Here is a 20411-nt window from a genome sequence, read left to right as displayed (position 1 = left end):
ATTCTTATTCGCAGCGTTGATTTTTAAAACTCACAACGCACATGAACGGAACCCCGCATGAATATCGCACCGTTCGGGCGGAAAGAAATTCCGGTAACGCGGATGCGCCATCCGGGCATCAGTTGCCCAACTGGCTCCTTTCAATACGTAGCGGTGCTCTTCAAACCCAAAGCGGGAATAGTCACGATAAGGGTGCGCAACAAAACCATCGAATGGCACAAAGCGGCTGGAGGTCCACTCCCATACCTGCCCCCATTGGAAATCGGACGCGTGGTAAGCCGCATACTCCCACTCCGCCTCGGTCGGTAAGCGTCGACCCGCCCAACGACACCAGGCATCGGCCTGATCTTTGGAAATATGAACAGCGGGCGCATCAAGATTCAACTCAACCCGCTGCCCGAAATGGCAGGCCTGCCAAACACCACCCTGCTTACGAACATAACGCGGCATCGTCACGGCGCCTGCGTCAACCGCAGGCAGGAAACGACGCCAACTGACAGGCCGGTTATCGATACTGAACGCAGGCAACCGAACAGGATGAGCCGGTAGTTCGTTATCGAAAGCAAAGAAACGATGGGTATCTTGAGTCAGCTCAGCGTCATCGCCTGGTGCAGGATCCGACCAACCCAACTGCCATGTGGTTGTCGGAATTGAAAGAGCTTTTAATTCCCCCGGTTTTAAGCCTTCCTTTTCCGACGTATTTTTAATAAGGGAGGCCGGCAACGGAATCTCCAGCGCCTGCGCCATATATATGCACGCCTCGGCATGCATGTCCTCATGAAACAAGGCCAAACGATAAAAATACAAATCTTCACCGCGCTGGGCGTCGTGTTCAAGCAAATGCAGGGTCTCTTCAAAGGTAGACTGCATGTAGGCGCGTGTCGACTCAAGATCGGGCAGCGGCAAATCCCAACGGGTTTTATGCGGCACATTGCTGGAGTCGTAAAATTTATCCTCGTCACGCATATGCCCCGCTGGGCGGATGTGATCGGGATTGCAGTGAATTCCGGCTTGCCGCTGTAAGTTGCGCGCTGTCCAGAATGCCTGAAACCAGGCAACATGGCCAAACTCCCACCGGGGCGGGTTCAATTCGGTACTATAGGGAACCGGCAATTCAGGCCCTAGCGCGTCAACGTAGGCTTGCAGCAAGGTTAATGTCTTCTCGCGCGCAGCCTGTAATGCTGTTGAAAGCTCTTCCGCATTATTGCAACGCGCCGTTTGCGCAACTGAGAAATCCACTGCCATGGCACTCAACTCCAACCAAAAACCGAAGGTTACCATTGTCACCCCTTCTTTGGCCGCCGCCAATAACGGGAACTGGCAAACTGTGCGCCGCTGGGCCAGCGCCATTGCCCCTATTGCACAGGTGAGCATTGTGCAGCAATGGCCTGGTGACGACACCTCAGCCGAGAAAAGCGATGTTCTAATCGCGCTGCATGCGCGGCGCTCAGCGCCTTCCATATCCAATTGGTATGCTTGCCATGGTTCGCGCGGCTTGGCCGTTATATTGGCCGGTACCGATTTATATCGCGATATTCAATACGACCTGGACGCTCAACGGTCAATGAAACAAGCGCACAGCCTGGTGTTATTGCAAGAAAAAGCGCCCGAGGCATTAGCGCCGGCCGAACAGAAAAAAGCGCGTGTCATTTTCCAATCCACATCGCAACGCAAACCATTAAGCAAAACGTTACGACACTTAAATGTTCTGATGGTCGGACATTTGCGCCCGGAAAAGGCGCCGCAAACCCTATTTCAAGTGGCGCATCTTTTGAAAGATCACCGCGATATTTATATCGATCACATCGGCAGGGTATTGGAACCGGCGCTGGGCAAAGCGGCGCAGCAAACCATGCTTGAAGCGCCAAATTACCGTTGGTTAGCCGAGTTACCCCATGGCATTGTGCGACGCCGTATTCAACGCGCGCATGTACTCGTACACACAAGTGCAATGGAAGGCGGTGCACATGTTGTTATGGAGGCCGTTAACAGCGGGACACCCGTTTTGGCCTCGGATGTTGACGGCAATATCGGCATGCTGGGCAACAACTATGAAGGCTATTTCCCGTTCAATAACGCAAATGTACTGGCTGAACGCATTCAAGAATGCCGCGCAACGCAAAGCGATGAAAATGGCTTGTTGAATGTATTAAGCGAGCAATGTCGTGACCGGGCCAAACTATTCGACCCGAAAGTTGAACAACACGCGATCCAAACACTGGTTAAAGACTTACTCGGAGTGTCCTGAATGCAGCAAGCGTCTTCCCCAGTGGTACGCGATATTGTTTTGGTGGGCGGTGGCCACAGCCACGTGATGGTGCTGCGTATGTTCGCCATGAGGCCCATGCCAGGCGTGCGCCTTACGGTCATTTGCACCGATACCGACACCCCTTATTCCGGTATGTTGCCAGGCTATGTAGCCGGCCATTACAGTTACGACGACGTGCACATCGACATACGAAAACTGGCCGAGTTTGCCGGCGCGCGCTATTTCAAAGATGAAGTCACCGGCATTGATCGCAACATGCAACGCGTGTTGTGTCGCAACCGGCCGCCGGTGCCGTACGATGTATTGTCGATTAATGTGGGTGCAACACCCGCCATTCATGCCGTACCTGGGGCGCTTGAACACAGCATCCCCGTTAAACCCATTCGGCATTTCAATGAGCGCTGGCTGGCTTTGCTGGGCCGAATGCGGGAAAGAACGCAACCCACAACCATTGCCGTAGTGGGTGCCGGCGCCGGCGGTGTCGAGCTCACCTTAGCCATACAGCACCGTTTAAAACATGAAATGGCGAAATGGGGCCGCACAGCCGATACCGTAAAGTTCCATCTGTTTTCAGCCGACCCCGTTATTTTGCCCACCCACAACGCGCGCGTACGTGCAGCGTTCATGCGCACGCTGGAATCGCGTGGCGTCAACGTTCACCTTTCTGCCAAAGTTACCCGCCTGGAAGAAGATTGCTTGCATACAGAGAACGGCAACACATTCACCACGCATGAAACGTTCTGGGTAACACAAGCCACCGGCCCCGCATGGTTAAAAGAGACCGGGCTGGCGCTTGATGAGAATAACTTCATAAAGGTACGTGAAACGCTGCAAACAGAAACCGACCCACTAATTTTTGCAGCCGGCGATTGCGTGACCTTTACCCGCCGCCGATTGGAAAAAGCCGGTGTCTTCGCTGTGCGGATGGGCAAGCCGTTGAACGATAATTTACGTCATACCCTAGAGCAAAAGCCTTTGATACCTTACCGGCCGCAACAAAAATGGCTGGCACTCATCAGCACGGGCGACCAACATGCGATTGCCTCGCGCGGTGCGCTCTATGCCAAAGGCAATTGGGTCTGGCGATGGAAAGATCAAATCGATCGCCGTTTTATGCGCAAGTTCAACGAACTTGAGCCGGCTATGTCGCACCAGACGGAAGCAGCGCAAAGCCCCATTCCTTTAAAGCAGGAAGAACAAACCCAGGCCATTTCTGCGATTGCCATGCGTTGTGGCGGCTGCGGCGCCAAAGTGGGCGCCGGCGTTCTGTCCAACGCACTGGCCAATATTGAACCCCTTAACCGGCCGGAGGTTCTTATAGGCCTGCATGCGCCCGACGACGCGGCGGTGGTGAAGGTACCCCCCGGCAAAGCCATGGTGCACACCGTCGATTTTTTTCGTGCTTTCATCAACGACCCTTATTTGTTCGGCCGTATCGCGGCCAACCATGCCCTGGGAGATGTTTTTGCCATGGGCGGCGACCCAATGTCGGCCACCGCAGTGGCCACCGTTCCTCCGGGTCTTGAGTCCAAAGTGGAAGACACCGTTTTCCAAATGATGAAAGGTGCGGTGGAAGTATTGAATGAAGCCGGCTGTGCGCTGGTGGGCGGCCATACCGGTGAAGGGCAAGAATTGGCCTTGGGGTTTGCGGTTAACGGTGTCGTGAACGAATCGCTTGAAGGGGTTTTGACCAAAGGTGCCATGCGCCCGGGTGATGTACTTATTCTAACCAAGCCCATCGGCACCGGCACCTTGTTTGCCGCCCACGCCCAATTAAAAGCAAAAGGCCGCTGGATCGACAATGCCCTAGCCTATATGCAGATGTCGAACCGCCTGGCCATGCCTTGCTTAATCGAACACGGTGCCACCGCATGCACAGACTTAACCGGATTTGGCCTGTTGGGCCACCTGGTGGAAATGACGCGTCCATCCGGTGTGGATGCCGAAATCGATCTGGATGCTCTGCCTGTACTAGAAGGCGCAACGGAGACAGCCGCCCTGGGGATTCTGAGTTCACTACAACCGGCCAACGTACGCCTGCGCCGGGCGCTGCAGAACCAGGAAGCAGCCGTGTCGCACCCGCACTACCCACTCATTTTCGACCCGCAAACTGCGGGTGGATTATTGGCCAGTGTGCCGGCCGAGCACGCGGATGCCGCTATAGCGGCACTGCAGGCACTGGGATATCCTGCCGTAAAAATTGGACGCGTTCTTGCGCAAGGAGATGCAATGGCGCCGATCAAATTAATTCTTTAGAGATTTTGATAAGGCAGCAGGCAGCGTCAATTCAACACCTAAGCCACCATGCCCTGATGTATAGGCGCTAACCTGCCCTCCATAACTTTGCACCAAATCATGAACAATCGACAGACCCAGCCCTGACCCAGGGATTTGCTCGTCTAATCGAGTGCCCCGTTGAAATACACGCGCGTGATCTGATTGGGCCAGGCCGGGACCATCGTCTTCTATACAAACAACCACCCAGCGCTTTTCAGCAGCTTCCCGCTCAAAGAGGCGAACCCACACCTGCTGTGTCGCCCATTTGCAAGCGTTATCCAATACATTGCCCAGTATTTCCTGCAAATCATGCGCACCACCTTGAAAGGCAATTTTCGGCGCGTCGAATGCCAAATGAAGCTCAACCCCTTTATCGCGATATAACTGCTTAAGGGTGCGAACCAGCCCATCCATAACCGGCTCAACCGGCGTGAACATACCCGGCGTGCGTGCTACTGAGGCAGCCCGGGCCCACGCCAAATGGTAATCGACATGGCGCCGTGCCTGAGAAACCTGCTCGTCAACCAGCAATGCCAGTTCGTCATTGTTCTGCTGCGCCGCATTCGCCAATACCGACAACGGTGTTTTAAGGGCATGGGCCAAATTTCCGGCTTGAGTACGCGCGCGCTGCACAATCTCGTCGTTACTGCGCAACACCTGATTGAACTCATCTACCAACGGTTGAATTTCCGATGGGTAACGACCAAGAATTTGACGCTCTGAGCCGGTACGTACTTTTGTCAGTTCGCGTCGTAAGCTGATGAGAGGTTTTAACCCCAGCCACAACTGCATGATTGTTGCGGCGATCATACCCAAAACCAGTACCGCCAACGCCCCCATCAGTAACCGCGTGAATTGCTTCAACGGTGCAATAAGTAATTGTTCGTTTGCGGCAACGGTTAACTGATAACGCGCCTGACCTTCCGCCGGCGTAACCACGCGCGACAGTCCATAAAACTGGGCCCCTGCACCGGCATCAAAAAGCGTCAGGTGCGAGCGGCTGCCCTGCGTCTGTAAATCAGACACTCTAAGCGTCTGATCCCACAAAGAACGCGAATGCGCCACAACCGGACGCTCAACCACGCTGCCTGAAAACTTATTCGCCTGCCAGTACAAGCCTGAAAGCGGTTGCTCAAATCTGGGGTCACTCGGCTCAATAGCAAACGTTATGTTTTCGTTTTCATCTACCGACAAGCCCGCCACCAATTGATTCATGTACACACGCAATTCCGAAGCCAACTGGCGTTCTAGGTGCTGACGAAACAAGCCATTTAACCCCCAACCGGCCACACCGGCAGTCACAAGAATCCACACAAGCGTTCCCACGAACAAGCGTCCGCGCAGCGAATGACTGACAGCGCGCAAGCTACGCCTCATTCAGATGCCTCGTTTATGCGATATCCCAGCCCACGAACTGTTTCAATGGTATTTGGCGGCAATTTTCTGCGTAGTCGTCCGATAAAAACATCGATTGTGTTGGAGTCGCGATCGAAATCTTGCGCGTAAATATGCTCAATTAAACTTGACCGCGAAACAATCTCGCCCGCATGCTGCATTAAGCTTGCCAAGACCCGATACTCATGAGAGGTAAGATTCACGGGCACGCCGTTCACAGACACCCTTGCCGAACGCGTATCCAGCATAATCGAACCGCACTGCCATTGGGCGCTGGCATGTTTACCATTTCGGCGAATCAGGGCACGTAGGCGGGCAAGCAACTCCTCCATATGAAACGGCTTGGTCAAATAGTCATCGGCCCCTGCATCGATACCATTTACCTTCTCGTCCCAACCATCGCGTGCCGTTAATAACAAAACCGGCATATTCTTCCCGTTAGCGCGCCATTTCCGCAGAACCGTCAGGCCGTCCAGAACCGGCAAACCCAAATCGAGAACGACTGCATCATAAGACTCGGTATCCCCTTTGAAATGGGCGTCTTCGCCATCGTGGGCAACATCCACAGCATAACCTGCACCACATAGCGCCTGCTCCAACTGGCGAGCCAGCGCAGGATCATCTTCAACAACCAACAAACGCATAGTTAGTCTTTCCCATACCGAATATTGCGACCTTTCGCCTTCAGCACCTCACCATTTACCGCGTTAACTTCGAGTTTCAAAATGGAGCCTGCCGGCTGAAGCAACTTTATCTCATACAAATAAAGCCCGTCGTCTTCTTCAAATTCTATTTCAACCGGTTCGCCCGGAAAATCACGACTAACCTTATCCAGTACATCGCGTAAAGAAAGCACTTTTCCGTCGAGCAAGGCTTGCCGGGCGCGGTCATGATCATCATTATCGCCATCCGCAAAACTTAGCAATGGAAAGATGGATGCAACTGAAGCAAAAACCACGACAAGGAACGCTGTTCTAAAAGATCGCATTATTCATGCCCTTTGAGTAATAACTATAAGAACGGTTTTATTACATACAACATGAACAAAACATGAACGCCGGCTTCATGTGTTGTTCACAGCACCCTGACCACAATAGCAACTGTTTTCGGATTGGCCGAATTCTTTATCAGGAGAAAGTTATGTTCAAAGGTTTACGTAAACTCGTTATTGTTACCACCCTTGGCAGTGCCGGCCTAATTGCTCTGGGCCTTCCCGCCTATGCGCAAAATAATGTAAACGCGTCACAAACATCAAGCGTTTCGGAACAGGCGCCAAAAAAATGGCTTGATATGCGCGATATTTTGTCCCGCGTGGAGTCGGTCGGATACACCGATATTCGCGAAGTTGAAAAAGAAAGAAGTGGTTACGAAGTGAAAGCCCGGAATCAACGCGGAGAGCGCGTCAAGCTGTTAGCGCCGGTGTAATACTGATCCACCCCGTCGGAGTAAATCTGACCCATCTGGGCAATGATGGTGGCTTTTTGGCCATCGATAATGTTGACTCAGGAGCAAGCAGTGGAGATCAAGGTAATGGCGCGTCGAGGCGTCAGTATTAGGGAGATGGCCCGGCAGTTGGGCTGTTCGCGCAACACGATAAGGCGATACCTGCGTGAGGCAGACGCCCAGCAGTACAGACCCCGTAATGCGAGGCCAACTAAGCTGGATCCATATAAAGACTATTTGCACGGGCGAATTGAAGCTGCTCGGCCACATTGGATTCCGGCAGCCGTGCTGTTGCGAGAGATTCGCGAGCTCGGTTATCCCGGTGGCGTTACTCAACTCAAGGAGTTCCTGAACGGCTACAAACGTCAGGAGTCCGAACCGGTTGTACGTTTTGAGACGCCGCCTGGCAAACAGATGCAAGCCGATTTCACGCATATCCGGCGGGGCCGTGATCCTTTGTTGGCTTTCGTCGCTACGCTGGGCTACAGCCGTTCGAGTTGGGTACGGTTTACCACTGATGAACGCGCTGATACGTGGTTCGGGTGTCTGCGCCAGGCTTTCATCTATTTTGGTGGCGTGCCCGAGCATGTGCTGTTTGATAACGCAGGTGCCATTATCATTGAGCGCGATGCCTATGGCGATGGTCACCATCGTTGGCATGGCGGACTGCTGGCAGTGGCCCAGGAGTTTGGCTTTATCCCACGTGTTTGCCAGCCTTATCGGGCCAAGACCAAGGGTAAGGTTGAACGCTTCAACGGCTACCTGAAGGGCAGTTTCTGCGTACCGCTGGCTGCTACGCTCAAGCAGGCTGGCCTGCGGTTCGACGCAACAGCAGCAAACGCTCACATTGGCCGATGGCTGACAGAAGTAGCGGACCAACGGTTACACGGTACGACCGGGGAGCGGCCCGCCAAGAGGCTGCAAGAAGAGAGATTGACCTTGCTGCCGTTACCCCAGCAACACCAGAGCATCCTTGTGCCGGCAGCGTCTCAGCGGCCGGTTCCGTTGGAGAGTTTCCAGCACCCGCTCTCTGTCTATAACGAGTTGCTGGAGGTGCGTGCATGAATCTGCAACACAACCGGATCGAGCAGTTATGTGATGTACTGAAGCTGGAGCGCATCGCCAGTGAGTGGCCCGCCATTGCTCAGCAGTGCGCCCGCGAGGACGCCAGCCATAGCGATTTTCTGGAGCGTTTGCTGGGTATGGAGAACGACGCCCGGATTGAACGCCAGCGTACCGCACTGATGAAGATTGCCACATTACCGTCGGTCAAGACCATTGAGGATTATGACTTCGCCTTTGCAAGCGGCGCCCCTCGTGCTCAGATTCAAGAACTGGCAGCCTTGACCTTTATCGAGCGTGCCGAGAATATTGTGTTCCTCGGCCCAAGCGGCGTGGGCAAGAGCCACTTGGCGCAAGCCTTGGCGTACCGGGCTGTGATGGCTGGCATTAAAACCCGCTTCCTGACTGCCGCTGATCTGATGATGCAGTTGGCCACGGCTCATAAACAAGATCGACTTAAGCAGTACTTTAACCGCGCCATCATAGGGCCGCGATTGTTGATTATCGACGAGATCGGCTATTTGCCCTTCGGGCGCGAACAAGCAAATCTCTTCTTTAACGTGGTGGCCCAGCGCTATGAGCGAACCAGTATCATCGTCACCAGCAATCTGCCCTTTAGCCAATGGTCTTCATGCTTTGCTGAAGATCAAACCCTGACCGCCGCCTTGCTTGACCGGTTGCTGCACCACGCCCATATCGTGCAGATTGCTGGCGAAAGCTATCGGCTCAAAGACAAACGAAAGGCGGGAAATATCAAGGTAAAAAATTAAGTTTCGGAATGCCGGGGTGGGTCAATTTTACTCCGACGCTTCCGACGAAAATGGGTCAGATTTCAACCGGCATTGACATCAAGCTATACGTTGAACCCATTAGTGGAAACATTATCAACGAAAAGCGACGTGATGAAGATCACGACTAAGACGCCGTTAAAGCTCTGAAAACCTCACTTTGCCAAATCAAAAAGCCCCTGCTGAGTCGGGGGCTTGAAGCAAAACATGAAAGCCAAAAATGCCATTTTTCTCTTAATCGCGACATTAACCCTGGCGTGGTCATGGAATGCTCTGTACTTGTCTCAATTATCAGGAGACGGCTTATGGGTTCTTCGTCAACTTGGAATGTATCTAACAGGACAACTATCCATTGCCTTGATGTCTATTTCCATGATTCTGGCAACGCGGCCTGTGTGGCTTGAATCCCTGTTCAATGGCATGGACAAACTCTATGGTTTGCATAAATGGCTGGGGATTACCGGGGCGGGCTTTGCTATCGCGCACTGGCTCTTCAAAGAAGCGGGAGGACCTATTTCAGACCTGATAGGTAAGACAGGCAGACCCAAACTGGAGGTTTTACCTGTCATGCAGGGGTTGCACTCGATCGCAAAAGACCTAGGAGAATGGGGCTTTTACGTTCTACTTATCATGGTCGCGTTAAGCATGTGGAAATTCATCCCCTACCACCTCTGGCGCCGAATCCATAAATTCATCCCAGCTTTATATGTAGTACTTGTCGTCCATTCCATTGCCTTAATGCCTGCAAGTTACTGGGGCAGCGTGAACGGCATAGTTATCGCAGCGCTACTATTTTTTGGGATCATTGCCACCTTTACTACATTGACCAAACGTATCGGTCGTAAACGCACTCATGTTGGCCGTGTCGTTATGATTCGCCCCCATGCAAATCAAATACTGGAAGTCATTTGCGACCCCGGACCCAACTGGAGCGGACACAAGCCCGGACAATTTGTTTTCCTAACGTTTGATCAAGACGAAGGTGCACACCCTTTTACCATTGCGTCTGCACCAAAAGAGTCAAGCACTACGCAACTTACCTTCCATATTAAAAATCTCGGCGACTACACAGCAAAGCTGGCCCAAACTCTAAGAATCGATCAACCTGTTGCTATTGAGGGTCCGTACGGAAAATTTCAGTGTAATCAAGGCAGAAAAAATGCCTCGCAGGTATGGCTGGCCGCAGGAGTTGGTATCACCCCATTCCTGGCGTGGATCGAGGCACTACAAAACAAAACACTTAACCGGCCAACCAGCTTGCATTACGTGGTAACGCAGCGGGACGGAAACCACTTTGTATCGTTACTAGAACAAAAGTGCCGCGAAATTACTAATTTGGAATTCCATGTGCACGAAACAAAGACAAAAGGCCGTTTTAACGCCGACACTTTTCTATCTGCGCTATCACAAGGTAAAGCGATAGACCTCTGGTTTTGCGGCCCATCAAAACTGGCACACCATATCCACAAGGCGCTGAAAACACGAGGCCTGTCAAACGTTGACATACATCAGGAATTATTCAATTTCAGATAGTTTCGTACCGAATTGATGCTTTTTTGATATTCATTTGACGAATTTTTGTTGCTTCGCGCGCTATCTTTACCGGACTTTTCATCACATTATTGACTGGAGTACGCCGGTGTTTAAAGAATCGCGCGCCCCTAAATCGAAAAATTCGGACAACAGAAAATTGCTGTTGTCCGTTATCGTGCCTGTATACAACGAAAGGCAGGCTCTGCCCGTTTTATACCAGCGAGTTCAGGCCGTTTTGCAATCCGTGCCAATGGAAAACGAGTTGATTCTCGTCGACGACGGCAGCAAGGACGGCAGTGACGACTGGATTGCAGACCTTGCATTACGTGTGCCCAATGTCCGGGCCGTTCGCTTGAGCCGAAACTTCGGCAAGGAGGCGGCGCTTACGGCGGGCATTGATCATGCCAATGGGGACGCGGTCATTATTCTGGATGCCGACCTTCAAGATCCACCTGAGCTCATTCCAAAAATGCTGGCGGCATGGCATGAGGGCGCCGACGTTGTCGCCATGAAGCGACGATCCAGAGCCGGGGAAAGCTTCGCCAAGAAAGCCAGTGCGCATTTTTTTTATCGACTACTGAATCGCATTAGTGACACCGATATTCCGGAAGACACCGGAGATTTTCGGTTAATGAGCCGAAAAGCAGTCAACGCACTGGCAGCCTTACCCGAGCGCAACCGTTACATGAAAGGGTTATTCGCATGGATCGGACTACCGACAACCGTGATTGAGTATGACCGCGCACCGCGCGCAGCTGGCCAGAGCCAGTGGAATTACCTGAGTTTGTTTCGTTTGGCTTTTGAGGGAATTACCTCTTTTTCAATTGCCCCATTGCGCCTTGCCACCCTGGCCGGCGTCACAACCGCGTTACTGGGCATTCTCTTCGCCGGATGGATTGTGATTAAAACCCTGGTGCTGGGCGAACCCACGCCCGGGTACCCCTCTCTGATTGCATTAATTACGTTCCTAGGTGGCGTGCAATTAATTTCCATCGGCCTGCTTGGCGAATACATGGGCAAAACCTATTTCGAAGCGAAACAACGCCCAGTTTATGTGGTGCGTGACGTCTTACAAACAAAGGCTGCCCACCTACCCCAAACCCGTACACAAGGACAACAACGTGATGCGGCGTAACACTGGCTTTTTTGTTTTATTAGGTATTTCTTTGTTGGTTCCCTTAATTGCCATGACGCTTATTCCGTTGGCCGATACCTCGGAGCCCCGTTATGCCGAAATTGCCCGACTCATGTATGAGTCGGGCGACTGGATTACCCCCTGGTTTGCGCCTGGCAATCCATTTTGGGGTAAGCCCCCCCTTTCGTTCTGGCTGCAAGCCGCCTCAATGCATCTTTTTGGCCCCACTGAATTTGCAGCAAGGTTACCCTCCTGGCTTGCCACCGTCATTACGCTTGGTTTGCTTTATCGTTGCTGCGCAACCCTATTCAACGCCACAACCGCACGCCTTGCTGTTCTGATTTACGCTACATGTGCGCTGTCATTTATATCTTCGGGCGCCGTTCTAACTGACCCTTTTCTCGCGTTGGGGACTACCCTTTGCATGACCGGATGGATTATGGCGGCAAACTCGTCGAAAGTCTTCTGGCGCTATAGCTTTTTTATTGGACTGGTTGTTGGCTTGCTGGCTAAAGGCCCTCTGATTCTTGTTCTGTCAGGCGGCGCAATTGTCCTGTGGATGCTCTTTTACCCGCAAGCCCGCAGAACGACCCTCTCGTTGCCATGGGCCAAAGGCATTGCCCTCACGATCCTGTTAAGTGCGCCCTGGTATCTTGCCGCAGAAATCAAAACCCCTGGGTTCCTGAACTACTTCTTCGTGGGAGAGCACTTTCTGCGTTTTATCGACCCGGGCTGGGAAGGCGACCTATATGGCACCGCTCACAAAGCGCCATTTGGAACCATCTGGTACTACTGGCTCCAGGCGTCCTTCCCATGGGGTTTCGCAGGGTTGGTTATTCTGATGAAAGGTTTGCTTCAAACAACGCAACGAACCAAGATGCGTCAATATTTGTCAGACCCACGCCTGGGCTATTTTCTGGCTTGGAGCCTTTTTACGCCCCTTTTCTTCACCGTGTCGGGCAATATCCTTTGGACGTACATTCTGCCGTCACTAGGGGGCTTTAGCATCTACCTGGCCTACGCCTGGCCAAAATCCAGTACAAAACAATATTCGGCGAGCGAAAAGACAAGTTTCGCCACGCGAGCGGCCGGGCCCACATTCCTAGCCATGATTGCACCCAGCGCTATCGTGGCACTTATCGTGGTGGTGTCTTACACCCCACAACTGCTTAAAACCGAAAAACTGCTCGTGCAACATACCCGCACAACCAGCCCTTCAGATATTCCTCTTTATTACCTTGACGAAGTCCCATTCTCTGCGCGATTCTATTCTTTTGAGTCGGCAAAACCCCTTAAAGAGCATGAAATCATCAATAAAATGAATTCGGGGCAAAATTTTTGGCTGGCTGTGCCGAAGAACCGTCTGGAGTCGACGGAAACTCGATTCAATCAACCTGTTTTCGCCACCAAACAGCACAATTTATATTTAATTAACAGCCCAGGACAGTACGAGCTGACGGCACGGGCAAAACAAACCCATTTGAATGATCCCATCACCCAATGAGCGACACCCAACTCAAAATTTTAATTGTGGAAGATCACAAGGCGTTAGCGGAAAACTTGTATGAGTTTTTTGGGCAAAACCCCCGCTATATCCTCGACTTCGCGCCCGACGGGTTAACCGCTTTGCACCTGATTGCCGGTCACCACTACGACGTTATTATTCTTGATGTGATGCTGCCGGGCGTATCAGGCTTTGAAATTTGCAAGCGTATACGGCTTGATCTCAAACAAAGTACGCCCATTATTCTGATGACAGCCAAAGACTTATTAGAAGATAAGGAAACCGGCTTTGGTGTCGGTGCAGACGATTACTTGGTCAAACCGTTTAATTTACGGGAACTGCAACTTCGTGTTGAAGCCTTGGCGCGGCGTCACGACAAACGCAATGCCACATTAAGCAGCATTCCGGGGCTCTCTTACAACGCCACCACGCGCGCGGTTGTTGTCGCCGGGCACCCGCCGCTTGAGTTAACCGGCACGTCGGCCCGAATTTTCGAACAACTCATCAACGCTTACCCCGACTTGGTGTCTTACGAGCAAATTGCGGACGCAGTTTGGGGCGACCACGAGGTTGACCGACACACCATTCGCACACATGCTTATGCACTTCGAAAACTGCTTCAACAGCAGTTTGGAACACCACTGATAAAAACCCGGCATGGTCTTGGTTACCATTTAATTGCGCCCGGCGAGTCTAACTAATGCGATCCATTTCCCATCGAATTTATCGAACCTCGGCACTGATCAGCCTAATTTCACTTATCGTTGTGTTTCTGGGTGTTACCTGGGTAAGCGAGGACCTGGAATCAACCATGCTTCGAGTGGAGTTAACGCAAGAACGCGAGTTTTTTCTGGGCGAAAATTTTGATCCGGAACAATCCATTTTGCGTGAAACTTCCGGCCTAATTCTGGCTTATATACCAAACGCCAAAACACGCAATAAACCTAACGACCTATCCCCGTCGTCTTCTGTACCTCGCATCTTTGAGGGACTTGACCCTGGATTTTCCGGAGAAGTTTACAAAAACGACGAAACCTACCTTATTTCCGTACAAGAACTGCAACATGGCGTGCTTTATCTGGCCAGGAACATTACCCATTTCGAAAAGCGCGAATGGCTGTTTAGATTAGCTTTATTGATTGTTATCGTGCTGGTTGCCGCCGTTACCGCCCTCTTTTCAATTATCGAAGCAAAGCGCATTGTTAAACCATTAAAATTGCTTTCAAACGAAATTGAAAAGCTGCCCGTCGGTGCCAATATGTCCCGGTTGCCAAGTAACTGGCAAGATGCAGAACTACATAGTATTGCCAGTTCTTTCAACCTATTTGTTACACAACTTGAAGCCTACGTTCAAAGGGAAAAGTCATTGCTGAATATGGCCAGCCATGAGTTCCGGACACCTTTGGCTGTGATCTCGGGTGCCATCGACATTCTTGAAACGCGCGGTACGCTGAACACGCAAGACCGGGCAACCGTTGCCCGTATCCGGCGCGCCACCAGCGAGATGCAGATCAATGTGAACGCGCTGCTCACCCTTGCCCGCAAAGAAACAGTAAACACAACTGCCACCCAAACGGTATCTCTCCCATCGGTTATTCATCAAACAATTGAAGACTTATCGCTTAATTTTGCAGTGGATTCACGCTTGAATTTCATAGCCCATCAACCTGTGGAGGTGCACGCAGACCCTGCCCTGGTGCAAATGCTGCTGCGCAATCTTCTGCAAAACGCACTGCAACACACCAGTGGCAAGGTCTATGTTGAGGTAGACGAAAACATCTTGGAAATTCGCGATGAAGGGCCAGGACTGACTAAGGCGGCCCACACTTTACTCACTTCGACGGGCCCTGCTCGCTCCCCCAGCGCGGTAAGCTCGGGTTTAGGTCTTTATTTGGTTACATTAATCGCAGAGCGCCTGGCTTGGCCACTGGAACTTGCGCAACCAGAGGGCAAAGGCACGACAATACGTCTACATATCAATCACCATTAAACGCCCGCGCAGTGCGCTTACCGTTGAGGTTCCGACACCCAATATGAGATATTTGATCTTCCTAGGCTCCTCGAGGAAAAGCTCGCCCCCGAATCCACCCCGTTTGGGTGAACACGTTACCCAAGCCTGCAAGCGCTATTTTCAGCAAGCCTATCCGCAACACGAAATTGAAATCATTGACCCGCTCTTGATCGACACGGGTTCCGTTTTCAAACCCCATTTTGCTTACGGCCAACGGACCGTTCCAGAAACACTGGACACACTGGCAAACAAGGTTCAACGCGCAAACGGTTACCTTATGGTGAGCCCGGAATACAATCACAGTATGAGCCCCGCACTAGCACACTTGTTAAACCATTTTGGCAGCTCCAACTTTGCGTTCAAGCCCAGCCTTATTGTTACCTACTCTGCCGGCCAATGGGGAGGCGTACGTGCCGCGGTAGGGATGCGAAGCTTCTTGTCGGAACTGGGTTGCCTGCCCGTTTCCACCATGGTGCATGTTCCCAAAGCCGCTGAAGTTTTTGATAACGAAGGATGCTGCCTTGACGCGGACTCAGACGCACAATGGGCTTCTTATTTTGACAGAGGCTTCAACCAGTTAGTATGGTGGGCACAGGCAGCAGCAACCCACGCTGAACAGATCGACCCCCACGACCTGATCAAACACTTTCAGCGTGATCCTTCCCAGCGCAATGCGCCTTGAAAACGGCTCGTTCTAAAAACGGAGAACGCAAAGCGTCTTCGTTGAACAGCACAACAGTTAAACCTTCTAGTGGCCCATGAGTTTATCCATGGCACCGGGTTTATCATGCACGGCAAAACGGTCAACCAATGTTGAGCTGGCTTCATCCAAACCCACAACCTCAACTTCGGTTCCCTCGCGACGAAACTTCAGAATGACTGAATCCAGCGAACTAATCGCAGTGATATCCCAAAAACGTGCGCGATTCAGATCGATCACTACTTTTTCAATTACCTCCTTGAAGTCAAACGAAGCGGTGAATTTCTCGGACGAAGCAAAGAAAACCTGGCCCATAATGGTGTACACCCGTTCACGCCCCTCGTTGCGTATTTCAGATGTAATACGCAACACCCGCCCCACTTTATGTGCGAAGAAAATACCACTTAACAAGACACCGACCAGGACACCTTTTGCCAAATCATGCGTTGCGACAACCACAATCACTGTAGAGACCATCACAATGCTTGACGTTTTCGGGTGACGCACTAGGTCACGTAGCGAACCCCAGCTAAATGTACCGATTGACACCATAATCATGACGGCCACCAATGCCGCCATTGGGATTTTCTCGACCCATGGGCCCAAAAACACCACCAAAATCAACAAAAACAAGCCAGCCACGAAGGTCGACAAGCGGCCCCGCCCACCCGATTTCACGTTAATAACCGATTGCCCGATCATGGCGCACCCCGCCATGCCGCCCAGGAAACCCGTTGCGATATTGGCAACCCCCTGCCCGGCACACTCGCGATTCTTGTCGCTGCGTGTATCTGTCAGGTCGTCAACAATTTGTGCCGTTAGCAAAGACTCAAGCAAACCCACCACGGCTAACGTCGCTGCATAAGGAAAAATAATCTGCAGGGCTTCGAAATTCAGCGGAATATCAGGCAACAAGAACACCGGCAAAGTATCCGGCAACTCACCCATATCGCCAACGGTGCGGATATCCAGCCCCAGTGTTAGTGAAACGACCGTTAACACCACGATGCAGACTAAAGGCGACGGAACCGACCGGGTGACGTACGGAAACAAATAAATAATTCCCAGGCCGCCGGCCACCATAACGTAAACCGCCCATGGAACATTAATCAACTCAGGCAATTGCGCCATAAAAATAAGGATGGCCAAGGCATTAACGAAACCCGTAATCACCGAACGAGAGACAAATCGCATTAATACGCCCAGCCGCAGCAACCCAGCCAGAATTTGAAGCACACCGGTAAGAATAGTGGCAGCCAGCAAATACTCCAGCCCATGCTCTTTGACCAGCGTAATCATCACCAACGCCATGGCCGCGGTAGCTGCTGAAATCATGCCCGGACGCCCACCGGTAAAAGAGATAACGACCGCAATACTGAACGAGGCATATAAACCAATTTTGGGGTCGACCCCGGCAATAATGGAGAACGCGATGGCTTCGGGAATAAGGGCTAACGCAACTACGATACCCGCCAGAATATCGTCGCGAATGTTGGAAAACCACTCTTCTTGAATTTTTTTGAATTGCATGGGGGAAGCTCAACAATTTGCAAATTAAAGCGAACCCACGAGCAGATAACAAATCGCAGCCGGCAACAATCTCTTTTTTGGGCAGCTGCAAGACACGCCCGCACGGGAACGGCTAGTTTTTGCAAAGTTTATGGAAGTACGCTGCAAGCCCGGAAACCTTGACGGCTGGGCTTGAACACGGCGCAAAAATCAGGCTGGATCGGTTCAATGAAACCAATCAGAGAAGAAAGGAAATTTACATGGGTCGGTAAGTTAAAACGCCAGTGGCAAAGACCAACACAGCGCAGAACGGATTAAACGTCGGTGCGGCTATCGGCACCGAAGCCCGGGATTTTAACATGTGGCCATGGAAAACACCGGCTCTTACTGGGCATTAAAGCAAATGAAGCGCTTTAGCCTGGTCAGATAATTCGTCTCTGAAATTGGGATGCGCGATAGAAATAAGTTGTTTGGCGCGCTCCGTTGACGAAAGCCCTTTTAAATTAATAACACCATATTCAGTTGCGACATATTGCGTGTCAATTCTCAAATCAGTCACAACGCCAGATAACTTAGGCACGATTTTGCTAATTTGGGCTTGTTTTGCCGTTGACTCAAAAGCCAGAATAGATTTGCCACCTTTAGATAAATACGCACCCCGCACAAAATCGTTCTGGCCGCCCGGCCCGCCAAATTGCCGGCCATGAATATTTTCAGCATTAACCTGCCCATATAAATCAATTTCAATCAATGCGTTCACTGAAATGACATTATCATTTTGGGAAATAATGGAAGGGTTATTCACATAATCGACCGGGTACGTTTCCATGGAAGGATTATCATTTATGTATTCATACATTGCTTCGTCTCCGAAAGCCAATGTAAATACGTGCTTGCTTCGATTAATGTTTTTCTTTTTTCCGGTCACTATTCCCTTTCTAACAAGGTCTACCATCCCCGGCGACAGCAATTCAGAATGAATGCCTAAATCGTTATGGTTTAACAAATATTGGCAGACGGCATCAGGTACGCCGCCCACACCCATTTGAATGGTTGCGCCATCGGGAATAAGCTTTGCAATTGCTTCGCCAATTATCTTGTCTTCCGGCAGTGGCGCTCTGGGGTTCAGCGCAACAAGAGGAACCGTATTTTCAACAATCGCGTCAACCTCTGATATGTGAACCAGTGAGTCACCAAAGACGCGCGGCATATTTTCATTCACTTCAACAATCAGTTTTTTTGCGCATCGGGCCGCTGTGGACGTGTAGTCATTATTCGTGCCAAATGTGAAATACCCCGACTTATCCATCGGGCTGACAGTAACAACACAGGTATCCAAATCAATGGCCTCGCGAAAGTACCGCGGCATATGGCTGAAGGAATTAGGCACATAGAAAATAACCTTGCGTCCGTTATCCGCATCGCCTTGCTTTATAAGCTGGCGTTCTTTAGATCCCAGAAACCCAGGGTGCGGCTTAATGACGTCCATGAGTTCATATTGCAGTATTGTGTTATTTGCAGGCTCTTCTGCATGCAGGTAATACACGCGCAACTCATCGAAACCGCGGGCCTTTGCACGGTTGGCAATCGCGGCTAATAAAGCGGGTGGCTGTGACACAGCCATGCCAAACGCGATATTGGCGTTTCTTTTTATTAATTGAACCGCCTGTTCTGCGCTGGTTAATTTTTGTTTGTATTGTGTATTAAACATAATTAGTACCCTGCACTTTCATATGGGCCCATGCCTTTTTTATAGATCAAAAAATGGCGTTCATATATGCACACCAATTCACCCTTCTGGTTATACGCGCTTGATTTAACATGCATAATGCCTTGCGCAGGTCGCGACTTGGATTCTCGTTTATCAAGAATCTCGGAAACCGCATAAATCGTGTCGCCGGCGTAAACTGGTTTGATTAACTTAATGTTATTCCAGCCCAAATTGGCCACCACGCGGTCGAACGTTCTTGTCGTTAACGCCGTTAACACACCCACTAAAAAAGGCTCGGCAATCAACATGCCATTTTTAGAAAACTGCGCAATATAGTGGCTGTCGGAATACTGCGGAGAAAGCTCAAGCGAGCGCAGCGCGTGCAAGCGATTTTCTTCTTCCGTAAACGTTTTTCCCGGGCGGTGCTCATAAATTTCACCCGGCATCAGGTCTTCGTAATAAATACCCACCTGCTCTATAAAGCTGCCGTCTTTCAATAACCGATGGGATGCGAATTTATCATCCTCAACACCGCTGCTGCGCACCGTATCACCATTATCCAACGGGTGTTTTCCGGCCTTAAAAACAAGTATCTTGTATTCAATTTTTGCAACTTCATCGCCGTTTTGGTTAAGGCCCCTGGTAACAACGGTAAGCAGACCCACATCCTTGTTTCCCGGATAATCTTCTTTTGTTTTTATCGTCGATTCCGCATATAGGGTATCGCCACCAAATACGGGGTGTGTCATCGCAATGTCGACAAACTCAATAATGCCCAGCTTTCGATGAAACGTTTTGGAGGTCATGCCCATGATTTTCTGTAGCGTCATTGTGCTCACGCCCAGGCAGTTTTTCCATTCTGTTTGTGACGCATAGTGCGCGTCATAATGCAGTTGTGCACTATTAATCGTATCCAAGGCTTCTTCAGCGTTGTCTTGCTGGCTAACCGTCATACCCGGTCGATGATGAAAAACCTGCCCGGCTTCGAATTGTTCAAAATCCAAACCGAAATGCTCCCGATATCGGTTTTCATCAATCTTTACATAGGCTTTAAATGGCATCATTGCTCTGCTC

Annotated in this window: 18 protein-coding genes; 11 read left to right on the top strand and 7 right to left on the bottom strand. The window is 51.1% G+C overall.

Annotation, left to right across the window (positions count from 1 at the left end; translation table 11 throughout):
• Positions 1-30 precede the first annotated feature (30 nt).
• Complete coding sequence (gene senA / locus G9Q38_RS09410) at positions 31-1245, bottom strand: selenoneine synthase SenA (protein WP_166130269.1); 1215 nt, start codon at positions 1243-1245, stop codon at positions 31-33.
• Between senA and senB the strand changes: the two genes are divergently transcribed.
• Both senB and selD read left to right on the top strand, forming a co-directional pair.
• A complete protein-coding gene (senB, locus tag G9Q38_RS09405) occupies positions 1244-2248 on the top strand; it encodes a selenoneine biosynthesis selenosugar synthase SenB (protein ID WP_166130265.1) in 1005 nt (334 codons plus the stop codon). The two genes, senA and senB, sit on opposite strands and share 2 nt — an antisense overlap.
• Complete coding sequence (gene selD / locus G9Q38_RS09400) at positions 2249-4525, top strand: selenide, water dikinase SelD (protein WP_166130262.1); 2277 nt, start codon at positions 2249-2251, stop codon at positions 4523-4525.
• Here the strand turns inward: selD and G9Q38_RS09395 are convergent.
• From G9Q38_RS09395 to G9Q38_RS09385, 3 genes are read right to left on the bottom strand one after another with little or no spacing between them, the layout of a single operon-like run.
• A complete protein-coding gene (locus tag G9Q38_RS09395; RefSeq protein WP_119516856.1) occupies positions 4514-5923 on the bottom strand; it encodes a sensor histidine kinase in 1410 nt (469 codons plus the stop codon). The genes selD and G9Q38_RS09395 overlap by 12 nt on opposite strands.
• Positions 5920-6585: a response regulator transcription factor gene (locus tag G9Q38_RS09390; RefSeq protein ID WP_119516857.1), complete on the bottom strand. Its 666-nt coding sequence runs from the start codon at positions 6583-6585 to the stop codon at positions 5920-5922. The genes G9Q38_RS09395 and G9Q38_RS09390 overlap by 4 nt, the downstream gene beginning before the upstream one ends.
• Positions 6586-6587: 2 nt before the next feature.
• Positions 6588-6929 carry a PepSY domain-containing protein gene (locus tag G9Q38_RS09385; RefSeq protein ID WP_119516858.1) on the bottom strand — a complete coding sequence of 114 codons (342 nt, stop codon included), beginning with the start codon at positions 6927-6929 and terminating at the stop codon, positions 6588-6590.
• Between the two features lie 152 nt (positions 6930-7081).
• Between G9Q38_RS09385 and G9Q38_RS09380 the strand changes: the two genes are divergently transcribed.
• The 9 genes from G9Q38_RS09380 (at position 7082) to G9Q38_RS09340 (ending at position 16099) form a co-directional block, all read left to right on the top strand.
• Positions 7082-7366: a PepSY domain-containing protein gene (locus tag G9Q38_RS09380; protein WP_166130259.1), complete on the top strand. Its 285-nt coding sequence runs from the start codon at positions 7082-7084 to the stop codon at positions 7364-7366.
• A gap of 69 nt (positions 7367-7435) precedes the next feature.
• Complete coding sequence (istA, locus tag G9Q38_RS09375; RefSeq protein WP_166127911.1) at positions 7436-8449, top strand: IS21 family transposase; 1014 nt, start codon at positions 7436-7438, stop codon at positions 8447-8449.
• Entirely contained in the window at positions 8446-9216 is a 771-nt protein-coding gene (gene istB, locus G9Q38_RS09370; RefSeq protein WP_166127908.1) for an IS21-like element helper ATPase IstB, read from the top strand. Before istA ends, istB begins: the two co-directional genes overlap by 4 nt.
• Positions 9217-9441: 225 nt before the next feature.
• Complete coding sequence (locus G9Q38_RS09365; RefSeq protein WP_119516860.1) at positions 9442-10767, top strand: ferredoxin reductase family protein; 1326 nt, start codon at positions 9442-9444, stop codon at positions 10765-10767.
• A gap of 106 nt (positions 10768-10873) precedes the next feature.
• The gene (locus G9Q38_RS09360) at positions 10874-11902 is read left to right on the top strand and encodes a glycosyltransferase family 2 protein (RefSeq protein WP_119516861.1); all 1029 of its coding nucleotides are present in this window, start codon (positions 10874-10876) and stop codon (positions 11900-11902) included.
• Positions 11892-13406, top strand: a complete 1515-nt coding sequence (locus G9Q38_RS09355; RefSeq protein ID WP_166130256.1) for an ArnT family glycosyltransferase — start codon at positions 11892-11894, stop codon at positions 13404-13406. Before G9Q38_RS09360 ends, G9Q38_RS09355 begins: the two co-directional genes overlap by 11 nt.
• Positions 13403-14107, top strand: coding sequence for a response regulator transcription factor (locus tag G9Q38_RS09350; protein ID WP_119516863.1), 705 nt, complete (start codon positions 13403-13405; stop codon positions 14105-14107). Before G9Q38_RS09355 ends, G9Q38_RS09350 begins: the two co-directional genes overlap by 4 nt.
• A complete protein-coding gene (locus G9Q38_RS09345; protein ID WP_166130253.1) occupies positions 14107-15396 on the top strand; it encodes a sensor histidine kinase in 1290 nt (429 codons plus the stop codon). The genes G9Q38_RS09350 and G9Q38_RS09345 overlap by 1 nt, the downstream gene beginning before the upstream one ends.
• Before the next feature lie 43 nt (positions 15397-15439).
• On the top strand, positions 15440-16099 hold the full coding sequence (locus tag G9Q38_RS09340) for an NADPH-dependent FMN reductase (RefSeq protein ID WP_166130250.1): 660 nt from the start codon (positions 15440-15442) through the stop codon (positions 16097-16099).
• A gap of 66 nt (positions 16100-16165) precedes the next feature.
• On the opposite strand, the gene G9Q38_RS09335 is transcribed toward G9Q38_RS09340, so the two are convergent.
• From G9Q38_RS09335 to G9Q38_RS09325, 3 genes are all read right to left on the bottom strand, one after another.
• Positions 16166-17647: a SulP family inorganic anion transporter gene (locus G9Q38_RS09335; RefSeq protein WP_166130248.1), complete on the bottom strand. Its 1482-nt coding sequence runs from the start codon at positions 17645-17647 to the stop codon at positions 16166-16168.
• 373 nt (positions 17648-18020) lie between these two features.
• Positions 18021-19337: an acetyl-CoA hydrolase/transferase family protein gene (locus G9Q38_RS09330; RefSeq protein ID WP_119516867.1), complete on the bottom strand. Its 1317-nt coding sequence runs from the start codon at positions 19335-19337 to the stop codon at positions 18021-18023.
• 2 nt (positions 19338-19339) lie between these two features.
• Positions 19340-20401, bottom strand: a complete 1062-nt coding sequence (locus tag G9Q38_RS09325) for a MaoC/PaaZ C-terminal domain-containing protein (protein ID WP_119516868.1) — start codon at positions 20399-20401, stop codon at positions 19340-19342.
• Between the last annotated feature and the right edge of the window lie 10 nt (positions 20402-20411).

This window comes from Pusillimonas sp. DMV24BSW_D (genome assembly GCF_011388195.1).
Classification (GTDB): domain Bacteria; phylum Pseudomonadota; class Gammaproteobacteria; order Burkholderiales; family Burkholderiaceae_B; genus Neopusillimonas; species Neopusillimonas aestuarii.
Note: the sequence above shows the minus strand (reverse complement) of the source record. Positions and strands in the feature narration are given on the sequence as shown.